The 15,008-nt window shown below is 71.1% G+C and carries 11 protein-coding genes; 6 read left to right on the top strand and 5 right to left on the bottom strand.

What is annotated here, in order from left to right:
* Positions 1-577 precede the first annotated feature (577 nt).
* From PKE99_RS08630 to PKE99_RS08615, 4 genes are read left to right on the top strand one after another with little or no spacing between them, the layout of a single operon-like run.
* Positions 578-1,876 (top strand): MFS transporter, encoded by a 1,299-nt coding sequence (locus tag PKE99_RS08630; protein WP_051736810.1) that lies wholly within the window; start codon positions 578-580, stop codon positions 1,874-1,876.
* The gene (locus PKE99_RS08625) at positions 1,873-3,042 is read left to right on the top strand and encodes a thiolase C-terminal domain-containing protein (RefSeq protein WP_037041053.1); all 1,170 of its coding nucleotides are present in this window, start codon (positions 1,873-1,875) and stop codon (positions 3,040-3,042) included. The genes PKE99_RS08630 and PKE99_RS08625 overlap by 4 nt, the downstream gene beginning before the upstream one ends.
* A gap of 12 nt (positions 3,043-3,054) precedes the next feature.
* Positions 3,055-3,534, top strand: coding sequence for a Zn-ribbon domain-containing OB-fold protein (locus PKE99_RS08620; protein ID WP_063739649.1), 480 nt, complete (start codon positions 3,055-3,057; stop codon positions 3,532-3,534).
* Positions 3,531-5,210 carry an N-acyl-D-amino-acid deacylase family protein gene (locus tag PKE99_RS08615; protein WP_037041052.1) on the top strand — a complete coding sequence of 560 codons (1,680 nt, stop codon included), beginning with the start codon at positions 3,531-3,533 and terminating at the stop codon, positions 5,208-5,210. The genes PKE99_RS08620 and PKE99_RS08615 overlap by 4 nt, the downstream gene beginning before the upstream one ends.
* A gap of 94 nt (positions 5,211-5,304) precedes the next feature.
* Here PKE99_RS08615 and PKE99_RS08610 read toward each other — a convergent pair whose 3' ends face one another.
* Entirely contained in the window at positions 5,305-6,165 is an 861-nt protein-coding gene (locus PKE99_RS08610) for an LLM class F420-dependent oxidoreductase (protein WP_037041050.1), read from the bottom strand.
* Between the two features lie 765 nt (positions 6,166-6,930).
* On the bottom strand, positions 6,931-7,848 hold the full coding sequence (locus PKE99_RS08605; protein ID WP_197040471.1) for an MBL fold metallo-hydrolase: 918 nt from the start codon (positions 7,846-7,848) through the stop codon (positions 6,931-6,933).
* A gap of 425 nt (positions 7,849-8,273) precedes the next feature.
* Between PKE99_RS08605 and PKE99_RS08600 the strand changes: the two genes are divergently transcribed.
* Together PKE99_RS08600 and PKE99_RS08595 are read left to right on the top strand one after the other, a co-directional pair.
* Positions 8,274-9,638 (top strand): MFS transporter, encoded by a 1,365-nt coding sequence (locus PKE99_RS08600; protein ID WP_051736808.1) that lies wholly within the window; start codon positions 8,274-8,276, stop codon positions 9,636-9,638.
* Between the two features lie 173 nt (positions 9,639-9,811).
* Entirely contained in the window at positions 9,812-11,089 is a 1,278-nt protein-coding gene (locus PKE99_RS08595; protein ID WP_197040469.1) for an MFS transporter, read from the top strand.
* Between the two features lie 79 nt (positions 11,090-11,168).
* Here the strand turns inward: PKE99_RS08595 and PKE99_RS08590 are convergent, their stop codons facing one another.
* The 3 genes from PKE99_RS08590 to PKE99_RS08580 are packed head-to-tail and all read right to left on the bottom strand — an operon-like array spanning position 11,169 to position 15,002.
* On the bottom strand, positions 11,169-12,188 hold the full coding sequence (locus PKE99_RS08590; protein WP_037041045.1) for a cyclase family protein: 1,020 nt from the start codon (positions 12,186-12,188) through the stop codon (positions 11,169-11,171).
* A 28-nt stretch (positions 12,189-12,216) separates the two neighbouring features.
* Positions 12,217-13,848: a flavin-containing monooxygenase gene (locus PKE99_RS08585; RefSeq protein WP_037041044.1), complete on the bottom strand. Its 1,632-nt coding sequence runs from the start codon at positions 13,846-13,848 to the stop codon at positions 12,217-12,219.
* Between the two features lie 41 nt (positions 13,849-13,889).
* Entirely contained in the window at positions 13,890-15,002 is a 1,113-nt protein-coding gene (locus PKE99_RS08580) for an NDMA-dependent alcohol dehydrogenase (protein WP_037041043.1), read from the bottom strand.
* Between the last annotated feature and the right edge of the window lie 6 nt (positions 15,003-15,008).

The raw sequence follows: 15,008 nt of genomic DNA, 5'->3' as shown, positions 1-15,008 counted from the left end.
ACGCCTGCGGGCGACCGAGTGAGTCGGAACGGCTTCCGATCAGATCGGTGACGTGGCCGCTGAAGCGCACGTCGTGGTGGCGGGTCCGGCTCGTCTCGGCGGCGACGGTCCGGCTTGCAGAGATGAGCAAGGGTTTCCCCTCCCGGGTGCACGGCGTCGAATGGGCGACACTCGGTCTTCCTGTCCTACGCATGACCGAATGACCGTATGCTAGGTCACGTTTCGAGCCGCCGCAACATGCCGTCCCGACACCGGCTCGGACATCCACCCGTCCCTGCGGATCACGCCGATCGCCGAGCCACGACCCACCTTGACAACTCCGAACGGCGCCCCTACGGTTCGCCTCCGATAGGGGCCACTCTTATCTCGCGATCGCGCTGCCCCATGTCGACTCACGGAACAGATCCTCGGCACCGATGATCTCCCCGCAGACCCGTTCTGAGGGCATCCGCGCCGATGACGGCGCGCATGCATCAGTTCTCCAGATCGGAGCGAGGCTGTGACAGATTCAGACCTTCATCGGTTCGCGGAGGCGACCGGCGGTCGCGAGGGCCAGACCGAGCGCGCGAGGACCAGGATGCGACGGGCGACCGTCGCAGGCCTCGCGGGATCCATCATCGAGTTCTACGACTACGTCGCCTACGCCTTCCTGGTCGTCTTCATCGGGCCTCTGTTCTTCCCGGCGGACAATCCCACGCTCTCGGTGATCGCCTCCTTCGGTCTGCTGGCCGTCGGATATCTGGCCAGGCCCGCGGGAGCGCTGTTCTTCGGCACGTTCGGCGACCGCCACGGCCGCCGCAAAGCACTGCTGGTCTCGATAGTCGCGGTCGGCGGGGCCACGACCGTGATGGGGCTGCTCCCCACATACGCCGCAATCGGCGTCGCAGCGCCGATCCTCCTGCTCGTCACCAGGCTCGTCCAGGGCTTCGGGTCGGGTGGCGAGCAGGCGGGCGCGGCGACGCTGGTGGCCGAGTCGGGCGATGGGAGACGACACGGGTTCTTCCAGTCCTTCATCGCCAGCGGCGCCAACATCGGGTCCGCCCTCGCACCGGCCGTCGTCGGTCTGTGCTCGGTCATCCTGGGCGCCGAGACGATGACGACGTGGGGCTGGCGGGTCCCCCTCCTCATCTCGGCAGTACTGACCGTCTTCGTCGTCTTCCTCCGCTGGCGTGTCGACGAGACACCGGACTTCACCGCGCTGGAGGTGAAGCAGCAGGTAGCGAGCGCGCCGCTGCGCGAGACCTTCCGGTCCTACTGGCAGCGGATCCTGGCGCTCGTCACCCTCATGCTCATCATCGTCGCGCCGGGCGCGGTCCTGCTCAGCTACATGAACGTCTATCTGATCACCGTCATCGGCATGCCACGAACGTCCGTGTTCTGGCTGTCCGCCATCGCCCTGACACTCGGGGTGATCGGGAACTTCCTCGGCGGTGTGCTGTGTGACCGGTTCGGCGCCCGGTGGGTGCTCGTCGGCGCGCTGCTCGCCCATGCGGCGGTCATCTACCCCGTGTTCCGGGTCATCGAGGCCGCCAGCGCCGACATCGTCCTGGTCGGACTCGTCTACCTGGTCGCCCTCATCTGCTCGAACACCGCATCGTCACCCGTCTTCGCCATCGCCACCCGGTTGTTCCCGGTCAAGTACCGGCTGTCCGGCATCGGAGCCGGGTTCAGCATCGCGGGCGCCCTCGGTGGCGGGCTGGCACCCCTCGCCTCCGCCGCGCTCGTCGGGGCGAGCGGCAACATCCACGCGCCCGCCTTCCTCATCATCGGTTTCACCGTGACGGGCGCGGTGGTGGCCGCGATCCTGACCAGCTCCGCCAACCTGCAGGGCCGCGAGCAACGGGACGCGGACCTCGAGAGGGCCGCGTCGCAATGACCGGCCGGACCGCGGGGAGCGGTGTCGCGGTGGTCGGGCTCGGCGAGACCGAGTACTACCGGCACGGCGGCTCACCCCATCCCGAGTTCCGGCTCGTGCTCGACGCCGTCCGAGCAGCGGCGGAGGACGCCGGGATCGACCCGCGGGAGATCGACGGCTACTGCTCGTTCAGCGACGACCGGAACGCGCCCACGCGCATCGCCACGGCGCTGGGGGCGAGGGACCTGGCGCTGTCCACCATGCAGTGGGGTGGCGGGGGTGGCGGGGGCGCGGCCGCGGTCGCCAACGCCGCGGCCGCGCTCGCCGCCGGGTACGCCAGGTACGTGTGCGTGTTCCGCGGCCTAGCCCAGGGACAGTTCGGCCGGTTCGGCACGGCCTCGACCTCGCCTCACGCCGAATGGCCCTCCTCCTACGAGGCGCCCTACGGCGTCCTCTCAGCGGCCCAGCTGTTCGCGATGCGCGTCCGCCGCTTCATGCACGACCACGGGGTGACGCAGGAGCCGCTGAGAGCGATCGCGCTGGCGTCCTACCACCACGCTCAGCAGAACCCGCGCGCGGTGATGTACGGCAGGCCACTCACCCCGGAGCTCTACGACCGGTCCCGCTGGATCGTCGAACCGTTCCATCTCTTCGACTGCTGCCAGGAGAACGACGGCGCCGCCGCCGTCATCCTCACCACCACAAACCGAGCGAGACACCTGCGGCAGCGCCCGGCGATCCTGATGGCCGCCGCCCAGGGCGCGGACCCCCGCCAGTCCGCCGCTGCTCACAACGCCCCCGACTACGCCTCGGCGAACACCAGGAACGTCGCGCGGCGACTGTACGCGATGGCGGGGCTCGGACCGCGGGACATCGATGTCGTGCAGTCCTACGAGAACTTCACCGGCGGCGTCATGATGAGCCTGGTCGAGCACGGCTTCTGTGAGCCCGAGGAGTGCGTCGAGTACATGACGCTGGACAACTTCTCGGTCGGCACCGGCAAGTGCCCACTGAACACCAGCGGGGGCAACCTGGCCGAGTGCTACATGCACGGGCTGGGGCTCGTCGTGGAGGCCGTCCGCCAGATTCGCGGGAACTCGCCCAACCAGGTTCCCGACGCCGAGACGTCGATGGTGTGCTCGGGCCCGATGGCCGAGCTGGTGAGCAGCCTCATCCTGCGCCGTTAGGAGACACCACCCATGTCCGAAGTGGATCGCCGGGCGGGCCGCTACCTGCCGCCCGGTCTCCCCCGGCCCGTGCCCCACCGGGAGGGCCTCGATCGTGAGTTCTGGGAGGGCACCCGACGCCACGAACTGCGCGTCCAGCACTGTGCCGACTGCCGGGGTTGGCAGTTCGGGCCGGAATGGATCTGTCATCGATGCCATTCGGCCGACCTGTGCTGGGAGCGGGTCGAGCCGCGCGGTCGTGTCTTCAGCTGGGAGCGGTGCTGGCACCCGGTGCACGAGGCCCTCGCGGGATTCGGCCCCTACCTCGTCGTCCTGGTCGAGCTGCCCGCGGCGGACGGCGTTCGGCTGGTCGGGAACCTGCTGGGCGACCCCTTGCAGGAGGTGGTCATCGGCGCCGAGGTCGAGGCGGTGTTCGAAGACCAACCGGACGGCGAGACGTTGACGCAGTGGCGACGTACGAGGGCGAACGAGTCGATCGGAGATGTCGGATGACGGAGTTCGATCTAGTGGTCCGGGGCGGGACCGTGGTCGACGGGAACGGCGGCGATCCGCGGACGGCCGACGTCGCCGTCGTAGGCGAGCGGATAGTCGAGGTCGGCCGTGTGCGAGGACCCGGACGACGCGAGATCGACGCCGACGGCGCGATGGTGGCGCCCGGCTTCGTCGACGTGCACACCCACTACGACGGCCAGGCCACCTGGGACAGCAGGTTGCAGCCGTCGTCCCTGCACGGCGTGACCACCGTGGTGACCGGCAACTGCGGCGTCGGTTTCGCCCCCGCCCGGCCCGAGCACCGGGACCGACTGATCGACCTGATGGAGGGTGTGGAGGACATCCCCGGGATCGCCCTGCACGAGGGCCTCCCCTGGACGTGGGAGTCCTTTCCCGAGTACCTCGACGTGCTGGGCGCCCGCAGCTTCGACATCGACCTGGCCGTGCAGGTCCCGCACGCGGCCCTGCGGGTCCATGCGATGGGTGCCCGCGCCAACGCCCACGAGGAGGCGACCCCCGAGGAGGTCTCGGTGATGGCGCGGCTGGCCGCCGAGGCGGTCGAGGCGGGTGCCCTGGGCTTCACGACCTCGCGCACGCTCAACCACAAGAGCATCGACGGCAGGCTCACCCCGTCGTACGGCCTCGGTGCCGCCGAGCTCCTCGCCATCGGCCGCGCCGTGGGCCGGACGGGGCGCGGCGTCCTGCAGGTCGTGACCGACTTCCCCGACGTGGAGGCCGAGTTCTCGATCATCCGCGGCATGGCGGAGGAGTCCGGACGGCCGGTCTCGTTCACCTTGACCCAGTTCCCGTACGACTCCTCGCGACACCGGTCGGTCGTCGCACTGCTCGAGGAGGCCGTCGCCGACGGGCTGGAGATCCGCGGCCAGGTCGCCCCGCGGGCGATCGGACTCATCCTCGGGCTGGAGAACACCCTCAACCCCTTCATGCGCAACACGGTGTGGCGGGAGCGCGTGGCCCACCTCCCCGTGGAGGAGCAGCGGCGGCTCATGCGGAGGCCCGAGGTGCGGGCCGCCGTGCTGGCCGCACAGACGGGAGAGAAGGAGCTGAACCGGGTCGGCGGCGGGCTGATCAACGAGTACTCGTCGATGTACGAGCTCGGCGACCCGCCCGACTACGAGCCCCCGCCCTCGTCCAGCATCGCCGATCGGAGCGCCGACCCGGACGCGCTCGCCTACGACATCATCGCCGCGGGCGGCATGCTGTACGTCGTGGGCGCCAACTACATCGACGGCAACCTGGACGCCGTGCGCGAGCTGCTCGTGCACGCGAACACTATTCCAGGGCTGTCGGACGGCGGCGCCCACGTGGGGACGATCTGCGACGCGAGCTTCACCACGACGCTGCTCGGACACCGCGACCGGATCCCGCTCGAGTTCCTCGTCCAGCGGCAGACCCGTGACACCGCGCGCGCGGTCGGCCTCGCCGACCGCGGCGTGCTGGCGCCGGGGTACCGCGCGGACCTCCTCGTCGTCGACCTGCCCAATCTCCGGATGCACCGTCCGGAGATGCACGCCGACCTGCCCGCCGGAGGACGGCGGCTGCTGCAGCGGGTCGACGGCTACCGGCACACCGTCGTCGCCGGCCGGGAGACCTACACCGACGGTGAGGCGACCGGCGCCCTCCCCGGCCGACTCGTCCGGGGAGCCCGATCCTGAGCATGTCCTGAGCCCGACGGCTCCTCGACCCGACCGCCAGCAGCGGGGAGCGGTCGGTCGAGGGGCAGGACCGCGCAGGAGGAGCCCGGGCTGTCTAGAGTGTCGCGACGGCGGGCACGACGCGGGAGCCGATGATCCGCAGCGGCTCGACCGCCCAGACGTCCTCGACGACGCCGTGCACGTGGTCGATCCCGAGCCGCCCGAGCCGTCGGAGGTCCTCCACGATGCCCTCCGGATCCCGGGCGTCGAACCGGTACATCGCCGTCTTCTCGATGTCGTCGTAGTCCCGGCCGACCTCGTCGCACCACCGCTTCAGCACATCCAGCTTGTGCGGCAGCTCGGGACCGGAGAAGAGGTTGCACGCCTGGGCGTACTTCGCGACCAGGCGGAGCGTCTTCCGTTCACCACTGCCGCCGATCAGGATCGGCGGGTGCGGTCTGCTGAGGGGCTTCGGCGAGTCCAAGGTCCGCTGCAGCGTGTAGTGCGTCCCGTCGTAGGGGCCGTCGTCGGCGCCCCACATCTGCAGACAGATCTGCAGCGCCTCCTCGAGTCGCTCGAAGCGCTGCCTCGTCGAGGGGAACGGCAGCCCGAGTCCACGGGCCTCCTCCTCGTTCCAGCCGGCACCGATGCCGAGCATCGCCCGCCCCCGCGACAGCACGTCCAGCGTGCTGACGATCTTCGCGAGCAGGCCCGGCTCGCGGTAGCTCACCGCGGTCACCCAGGCCAGCAGCTGGACCCGCTCGGTCCGTGCGGCGAGGAACCCCAGGGCGGTGTAGGCCTCGAGCATCGCGTGGTGCGGCGGGCCGTACGCCTCGATCTGGAACACGTGGTCCATCACGCTGAGGCGCGAGAAGCCCGCCTCCTCGGCGACGACCGCGATCCGGGTGAGCTCGTCGGCGAGACCCGCGGGTCCGGCGGGGATGGTGAAGTCCGTGACGTGCAGCCCGAGTTCCACCCGGTCTCCCTTCGCTGTTCGCGCCCCCGAATGACGGACGGGCGGGTGGGCCGCCGCGCCCGGGACGACGTCTCGGGCGCGACGGACCCGTCATCTGCGGATGTAGGTCGAGGAGTAGTCGACTCCCTGGCCGACGTTGCCGAACCGGCGCAGCTCGCCGCCTTCGAACGCGACCTTCGCGCTGTGGCCCCATCGCGTGCGTCGAGCCGGGGATCACGGTACTTGCCCGGATTCTGGACGCCCTCGCCCAGCAGCGACCGGAAGGCCTGCGGGGGGGCCGCCCGCGGCTCCCACACCGACAGCGCGGCCGCCGCCTCATGGTCGATGTCGAAGTCCTGCATGTGTCGTGGAGAGTGACCCGGGCTCGATCGCCAGGTCCGACCGGAGCGGGTCGGGCTGTGCCCACGACTCGACCAGCCAGCTCGCCCGCCGCTTCACGCCGACCACGGTGCCGAAGATCAACCTGCCGAGCACGATGTCCGGCAGCGCCGGCGACTGGGTCCCGCATCCACGCGCCAGTCGTCCGGCCCGGCCGCCCCTGAGGCCGCTCGACCGCCCCCCTACGCGGTCGTGGCCGCGACGACCAGCGCCGGGGAGACGGCGAGGAGCCGTCCGGGCGATCGACAGGTGGACCCGGTCCTGCGGCTCGGATCCACCCGTCGGGCACTTCTCTCTCACCATGCTGCTCGACCTCTCCGTCGAGGACTCCGACGTCGTGCGGGCGGCCCCGCCCGGTCGTGCCGGTCGGCGGGGCACGCGTGCCGTTCAGCTGTCGGCGTCGAGGTGCGACGCCCCGACCGGGACGAGTCGGTATCCCTCCCCGTCCTGGACGACACGTCCGCCACCCGGCCCTGAGAAGTGGGTCCCGAGCAGGACCAGGTCGGTGCCCGCACACCACTCGAACAGCGCTCGGCGCCGGGTGGCGGACTCGGCCGGGTCGACGTCGACGCGCGAGCTCCAGTCCGGGAAGGCGATCTGGATCGGATGGTGGATAAAGTCTCCGGTCACGAAGGCGGAGGCCCCGTCCGACTCCACCAGGACGCTGTGGTGGCCCTCGGTGTGCCCCGGTGTCGCGTAGAGCCGGATGCCGGGCGCGACCGGGGCGTCCGCCGGGACGATCCGCAACAGCCCCGCCTCCTCCACCGGCCGGATCGACTGCTGGTACATGAGCTCGCGCTGGGCCTGCAGCGCCGCGCTGTCGACCCACTCCACCTCGGCCGGGTCGCGGAACGCCTCGTACTCCTCGCGCACCACCCAGACCTCGGCGTTCGGGAAGGTCGGCACCCAGCGGCCCGCGGCGTCCCGCGTCGCACACCACCCCACGTGGTCCAGGTGGAGATGGGTCAGCAGGACGACGTCGACGTCCTCAGGTCGGTAGCCCGCGCCCGCCAGGCCCTCCAGGAACGGGGTGTCCAGCGTGTCCCACACCGGCTGCATCGGGAAGGACTTGCCGTTCCCGCACCCCGCGTCGACCATGACCACCGCGTCTCCGGTGTCCACCACGAACGAGTTGACGTCCCAGAGTGTCCGGCCGTCCTCGATCGCGAAGTCGGGACACAGCCAGCCGACGCTCTTCACGACCTCCGGGGTCGCCTCCGCGATGAGCCCGTCGAGCAGACCCACCTCGACCGACAGCTCGACCACCTTCGTGATCGTGAACTCGCCTACAGACCAGGTCTGCACGCGCACCACTCCTCTCCTCGTCGAGACCGGGGCGCAACAGGGACAAGGGACCGCAGTCGAACGCACTGGTACCGCGAACCGGCGGAGGCGACGACGGTGGACCGCGCACGGGAGGCGGCGGGGGTCGAGCCGCCGTAGCGGCTCCGTGACACAGACCATAGATCGCCGTCACAATGCGGTCAATCGAGGCGTCGGGACTTCGCGGCCGCGCACGTCCACTGTGGCCGCACGGCCGGGGGCGGCCGGGCGGCCGCGACCTCCACGACGATGCACAGTGCGGCCGGGGCCCTCAAAGAGTACCCTCTGTTCACGGACGAGATCGCCCTCGACCCCGTTGCGTCAGGACCTCGATGACTTCCGGTACGCCCGCATCCCCCCGCGTCGACACCGCCGACAGGCGACGCGGCCTCGTCCTCGCCCTGTCAATGCTGACGACGGTCGGGGCCGTCGTCGGCAGCCTGGGCACGCCCCTGATCCCCTCCATCGCCACTCTGTTCGACGTCCCCCTCACCGCAGCGCAGTGGTCGCTCACCGCGCCGCTGCTCACCTCGACCGTCAGCACGCCGATCCTCGGCCGAATCGGCGCGGGCAGGTTCCGTCGACGGACCCTGCTCGCCGGGCTCGGCACGGTGGTCACAGGGCTCGTCCTGTCGCTCTGCGCGCCCGCGTTCTCCTTGTTCGTCACCGGCCGCGCGATGCAGGGACTCGGGCTGGCGCTGATCCCACTCGCGATGGCCGTCGCCCGGGACGAGATGGCGCCCGAACGGCGCACCTCCACCATCGCGCTGCTCTCGGTGACCGGCATCGCGGGAGCCGGGCTGGGCTTCCCGCTGTCGTCGGCGATGGCCGAACTGGGCGGGCTGCGCGCCGCGTACGGGCTGGGACTCGCCCTCGTCGCCGGCACGACGGTCCTCACCCTGTGGTTCGTCCCGCGCAGCTCTGTCGACCGGGCGGCCCGGGTGGACTGGACTGGTGGCGCCATGCTCAGCGTCGGACTGGTCGCCGTCCTGCTCCCCCTCACCCAGGGCGCCCACTGGGGTTGGTCCTCGCCGTGGACCTGGGGGCTGGGCTCCGGGGGCGTCGTCATGCTGGCGGTCTGGGTGCTGTGGTCCCGGGCGACCAGTCACCCGCTCATCGACCTGTCCCTGGCTGCGCGACCCGGTCTGGCGGGCCCGAACTCGGTGAGCCTGTTCGCCGGGGTGGGGACCTATGCGCTGATGACGATGAGCATCGTCGCCGTCGGCACAGGTCCCGACGCCGACGGATTCGGCCTGGGCCTGCCGACCGTGGTGAACGGACTCGTCCTCATCCCCTACTCGGTGCTGAGCGTGCTCGGTAGCCGGGCCGCGCGGCTCGCGTCGGCCCGGTGGGGGACCCGGATGCTGCTGCCCACCGGCTGCGGCTTCTCGCTGATCGCCACGGTCGGGCTGGCCGTGTTCCCCCACGGGCTCTGGCAGGTACTGCTGTGGATGGCGCTGGGCGGACTCGGCAGCGGGTTCACCTTCGCCTCGATCCCCGTCCTGATGGTCCCGCACGTCCCCGGCACCGAGACCGGCAGCGCGCTCGCCTTCAGCATGGTGCTGCGCAGCCTCGGGATGACGGCGGGGAGCGCCCTGGGAGTCGCGCTGATGGTCATCCTCGGCGGTGGCGCCGAGGGGTTTCGCACCTCGCTCCTCATCGTCTCGAGCGCATGGGTGGTCGGCGCCCTCTGCGCTCTGACGTTCTCCGGGCGCGTCCGGGCCCACGCCCCGAGCGACGCCCTCGTGCTCCGGCCGGACCCACCCGCGTGACCCCGGCCCGGCAGTCGCCGGCGAGAGGCGTTGTCTGGATCACATCAAAGGGAGTACTCTTCTCTCGCGATCGCAGGCACGTCCACTCAGCGCCGGGCCGGCGGTTGCCTCATGATCCCCGATGCCGGGAAGGGTCACCGATGACGCTCAACCCCGATCAGGTGCCCTCGACCGTGGGTACCCAGCTGGACCGTACCGGCCGCCGCTGCCGCGCGACGTCGACGGTGGGCGCCTCCCTCCTGCTGGTCATGGTGTCCCTGTCGGTCGCGATGGGTTTCCTCGTCGTGCCGGGGACGGAGCGCTTCGGCGTCTCCACCGCCCAGTTCCTGGTGTACTACTCCATCTTCATGCTGAGCGGCGCCGTGGCGGTCGCGCCGATGGGCCGACTCGTCGCCAAGTACGGGCCCCGCATCGTCGTGGTCCTCGGCTCCGCGCTGACCGCGCTGAGCTACCTCGGCATGGCCCTGTCGCCCTCGATGATCGTGTTCTACCTGATGTCGGCGCCGCTGGGCGTGGGCTGGGCCGCCTCGACACTGCTGCCGGCCAACACCATCCTCACCGGGTGGCACACACACTCCCGCCGAGGGCTGGTACTCGGCATCGCTGCGTCGTCGACCGGGCTCGGCGGATTGGTCTGGGGCCTGGTACTCCCCCGGGTCTTCGGGACCATGGGGTTCTCCGGCGGGCTGCTCGTGTTCGCCGGGCTGTCCGTCCTGCTCGGCGTGCTGCCCGGGATCTTGCTGATCCACAATCCTCCGGTGAACGCGGGAACCGCCAACGCGGGAGGCCTCTCCCGCGCGCAGGCACGGGCCGAGCGCCGGGCTGCGCTGCGTGGATTCGGCCCGGCCGTCGCGCTGCTGACCGTCACCGCCGTGCTCTTCTCCATCGAGTCGATCTACGGGCAGATCCAGCCCGCCGTCTACCGGTCGTTCGGCATCGACGCCGTCACCGGCGGCATGTTGCTGTCCTACTTCGCCGTGTGCGGGTTGCTCACCAAGCCCGTCCTGGGCTTCCTGCACGACCGCCTCGGCACCAAGGCCCTGCTCGGGGCGCTCGGTGCGCTGTTCATCCTGGGCGTGCCTGCGATCTCGCTCCTCGGCCACCTCGGCCTCTGGGCCTTCCTCATGCTGATTCCGATCGCGGCCATCTCGCTCGGCGTGCCGACGGTGATCCTGCCGCTGCTCACCGCGAAGGCCGTGGGGCAGACCCGGTTCCCAGCCGCGTACGGAACCGTGGTCTCCGGCATGTGGGTCGGGCTGGCGCTCGGCGCCCCGCTGTGGGGGTTGATCTTCGACCTGACCGGAGGGTACGGGGCTGCGATGTACGTCGCCGGAGCGGTGGGGCTGGTGGGGCTGTACCTCGCCCACCAGGCGTTGCGCTCCGGGGACCGGGCTCGCGCCACCGTCGACGCCGCCGGGTCGCCCGTCGAAGGCGAACGCGCGCCGGCATAGCGACGGCACAGGGCGGCGAACGTCGTGGGGCGGACCCGATGTCGGGTCCGCCCCACGGCGCTTCACACCGCGTCGAGCCTCAACGGATCGCAACCGGGTTGAGTACCGAGCCGACCGCTCCGCGGATGTGCAGCGGGGGCGCGACGAGCAGGAAGTCGTAGCGCTCGTCCGCCGCGCAGACGACCCCCAGTCGGTCGAGGTCCCAGAACTCGCCCAGGGTGAGACCGAGGTCCACCAGCGCGCCGTGGTGGACCGGCAGCCTGCGCGGCGCGTCCGCCTCGGCGGGTACCACCTCGACGACCACGGTGTCGGTGGCGAGTGCCGCGATGTCGCGCTCGCGGAACCAGGGCACGCACGCGTGGCCGAGGCCCGGTACCGCGGTGAAGTACCGCTCTCGGGAGGCGGTGTCCTCCAACGTCCACCACCGGCTCAGATAGCCGGTGCGGACGAGCACCATGTCCCCGGTGCCGACCTCGACGCCTTGCGCGGCCGCCACCTCGTCGAGTACGTCCGGCCCGATGGCCGTCCCGGGTTCCAGGGAGTCCACACCGAGGTGCCGGGCGACGTCGAGGAGCACCCCGCGTCCGACCAGCGACTCCCGCTGGTGGTGGATGCCCGTGTCCACCGCACCACCGAGCGCGGTGACGTTGCCGACCCAGTGACCGTTGTACGTGGAGTCCGCGATGGTGAAGTGCGCCAGGCCGTCCCACTGCGTCGATCCCTGCAGCGACATGTCGATGCCGTCGTCGAGGTAGACGGCACCGGGCGCAGCCGCGTTGTACGGCGACCCGACGACGGCGTCCGAGCCGGACATCGTGAAGTAGTGCCTGGCCGGTGGGCGGGAGGGCCATCGCGGGGCCGAGTCGTCGATCGGCAGGGCGAGGGAGATCACCTCCCCGCTGTGCACCAGGCCCGCGGCCTTCAGGACCACCTCCGCCGTGATGAGGTTCGTGGTGCCGCGGACGTCGGCGTCCCCCCAGCGACCCCAGTTGTGTGGACCGGACGGCCGGTAGCCTCCGACCACCTTCCCGCCCTCGTCCACCCGATAGTCCGGCGACGTCCACCGCCGGGCGTGGGTCCCCGGCTCCTCGCGTCCCATCCTCGGCCCCTCCGCTGTCCGCGCCCGGTCAGGCGACCGCGGCGTCCTCCCCGCCCGTCAGTGTGAAACCGCGGTAGCCGTCCGCCGCAACCCCGTCACAGATGTCGCGGTAGTGGGTGAGCCCACCGGCGTAGGGCACGAACACCCGCGGCTTGCCCGGGACGTTGGCCCCGAGATACCAGGACGCGGCCTTCATCAGGATCGTCCTGCTCGCGATCTCCCCGACGTGCGCGGTCCATTCGGCCTCGGCGGCAGGCTGCGCCTCGACGCGGTGGAGCCCATGCCGTCGCGCATGGTCCACCAGGGCACAGGCCCACTCGACGTGCTGCTCGATCACCGGCATCGCGTTCGCCAGGACCGACGGACTCCCGGGGCCGGTCAGGATGAGCAGGTTCGGGAAGCCCGCCGTGGCGATCCCCAGGTAGGTGATCGGGCCCTCCGACCACTTGTCGCGCAGGCACATGCCGCCCGAGCCGATGATGTCGATCTTGTCGAGGGGGCCGGTGAAGGCGTCGTACCCGGTGGCGAACACGAGGTCGTCCACCTGGTACTCCCGCCCGCCGACGACGACGCCCGCGGGGATGATCCGCTCGATCGGCGTCCGGCGCACGTCGACCAGCGTCACGTCGTCCCGGTTGAAGGTCGCGTAGTAGTCGGTGTCGACGCAGATCCGCTTGGCGCCGATCGGGTAGTCGCGCGGAATGAGCGACTCGGCGGTCTCCGGATCATGCACCAGCTCGCGGATCCGCTCGCGCACGAAGTCGGCCGTGACGGCGTTCGCCTCCTCGCTGAGCAGGTTGTCGGCGAACGTCGAGGCGATCCAGCCACCACCGCGGGCCCACCTCTCCTCCAACGCGGACCGCGCCTCGGCAGGGGACAGCTCGAGCGCCTTGAGTGTCGAGGGCGGGACCGGCAGCCCCGCGGGAGACTCGTGGATCAGCGCGCGGAGCTCCCGGTAGCGGCGCTTGACGTCCGCCAGTTCCTCCTCCGCGAGCGGCCGGTTCCGCGCGGGCACGGAGAACGCCGGCGTGCGCTGGAGCACGAACAGGTGCGCCGCCTCCGCGGCGATGTGGGGGATCGCCTGGATCCCGGACGACCCGGTCCCGATCACCGCCACCCGGCGTCCGGTGAAGTCGACGCCCTCGTGCGGCCACGCGCCGGTGTGGAAGGTGCGCCCCGCGAACTCCGACGCCCCCGGGAACCGCGGTACCTGCGCCGCGGACAGGTTGCCGAGTGCGGTGAGCAGGAACCTCGCCGAGAGCGTGCGGCCGTCCGCGGTGTGCACGGTCCAGGTCGAGGAGGCGTCGTCGAACTCCGCCCGCCGCACGTCGGTGGAGAACAGGATGTCGCGACGCAGGTCGAACCGGTCCGCGACGTGCTCGGCGTAGGCGAGGATCTCGGGCTGGGTCGCGAAACGCTCGGACCAGCTCCACTCCTGCTCGAGCTCCTCCGAGAACGAGTAGGAGTACCAGAGCGACTCGACGTCACACCGAGCCCCCGGGTACCGGTTCCAGTACCAGGTCCCGCCGACCCCGGTGCCCCGCTCCACCCCGACGACGCGCAGGCCCAGCTCGTCCCGGAGGCGGTGCAGGGCGTACATCCCGGCGAACCCCGCACCGATCACGATGACGTCGACGTCCACCACGTCCGTTTCCGACATTCCCCTACCCGTCCTCGTCGTGCTCGCCACTCTCGCGCCGGTCAGTCGAAGACGACCAGGCCGCGCACATTGCGCCCGGCGTGCATGTCCTCGTACCCCTTGTTGACCTGGTCCAGCGAGTAGGTCCTCGTGACCATCTCGTCCAGCTGGACCTGCCCGGCCCGGTAGAGCCGCCACATCTCGTCGAAGTCCGCCACCGGGTTCGTCGAGCCGGCCAGGTTGCCGACCAGGGACTTGCCTGCCAGCGCGAACCGGGTGAGGGGCAGCGCCACCGTGGTCTCCACGAGGGGCGCGACCGCGGTCATCACCAGCGAGCCGCCCTTCGCGACGAGCTCGGCCTGGGCCGCCAACATCTCGCCGTGCATGACACCCACGGCCACCACGACGACGTCCGCCATCGCACCCCAGCTGACCTCGCGCAGGACCGGGAGGGCCTCCCCGATGCCGTGCGCCGTGTGCGTGGCGCCGAACCGCACCGCCTGCTCCAGCTTGAACGGCACCGGGTCGATCGCCATGATCGTGCTCGCCCCGGCCACCCGCGCGCCCTGGACCGCCGCGGCGCCGACGCCCCCCACCCCGATGACGACGACGTGGTCCCCGGGCGAGACCGGTGCCACCCTGCGGGTGGCGCCGAAACCGGTGCTGACCCCGCACCCGACGAGGGCGGCCGCGGCGAACGGGATGTCGTCCGGTAGGGCGAAGGCCTGCTCGACGCTGATCGTGGTGTACTCACTGAACGTCCCGAGCTGGGTGTATGCGCCGACGCCCACGTCCCCCCGGTGGAAGCGGAACCGGGCGTTCTCCCCGGCTGTGGCCATCATCGTGCGGGCCGACAGGTCGCACAGGTGGCTACGACCCGACGAACAGTAACGGCAGCGCCCGCACGCCGGCATGGGGAAGGTCGCCACCCGGTCACCGACCGAGAAACGGTCGACACCGGGCCCGACGGACACCACCTCGCCGGAGCCCTCGTGCCCGCCCACCACGGGAAGTGGCGCCTGGCTGTCCCCGGTCACGTTGTGGTCGTCGCTGTGGCAGAGCCCGCTGGCCCGCACCCGGATCGTGACCTCACCCGGCCCCGGCTCGGCGAGGTCGAGCTCCTCCACCGACCACTTGCCGCCTGTGCTCCACAGAACGGCTGCGCGAGTCTTCATCCCGAC

Source organism: Pseudonocardia halophobica (assembly GCF_027922425.1).
In the GTDB taxonomy this organism is placed as follows: Bacteria; Actinomycetota; Actinomycetes; order Mycobacteriales; family Pseudonocardiaceae; genus Pseudonocardia; species Pseudonocardia halophobica.
This window is presented reverse-complemented; position numbering and strand designations above follow the sequence as displayed.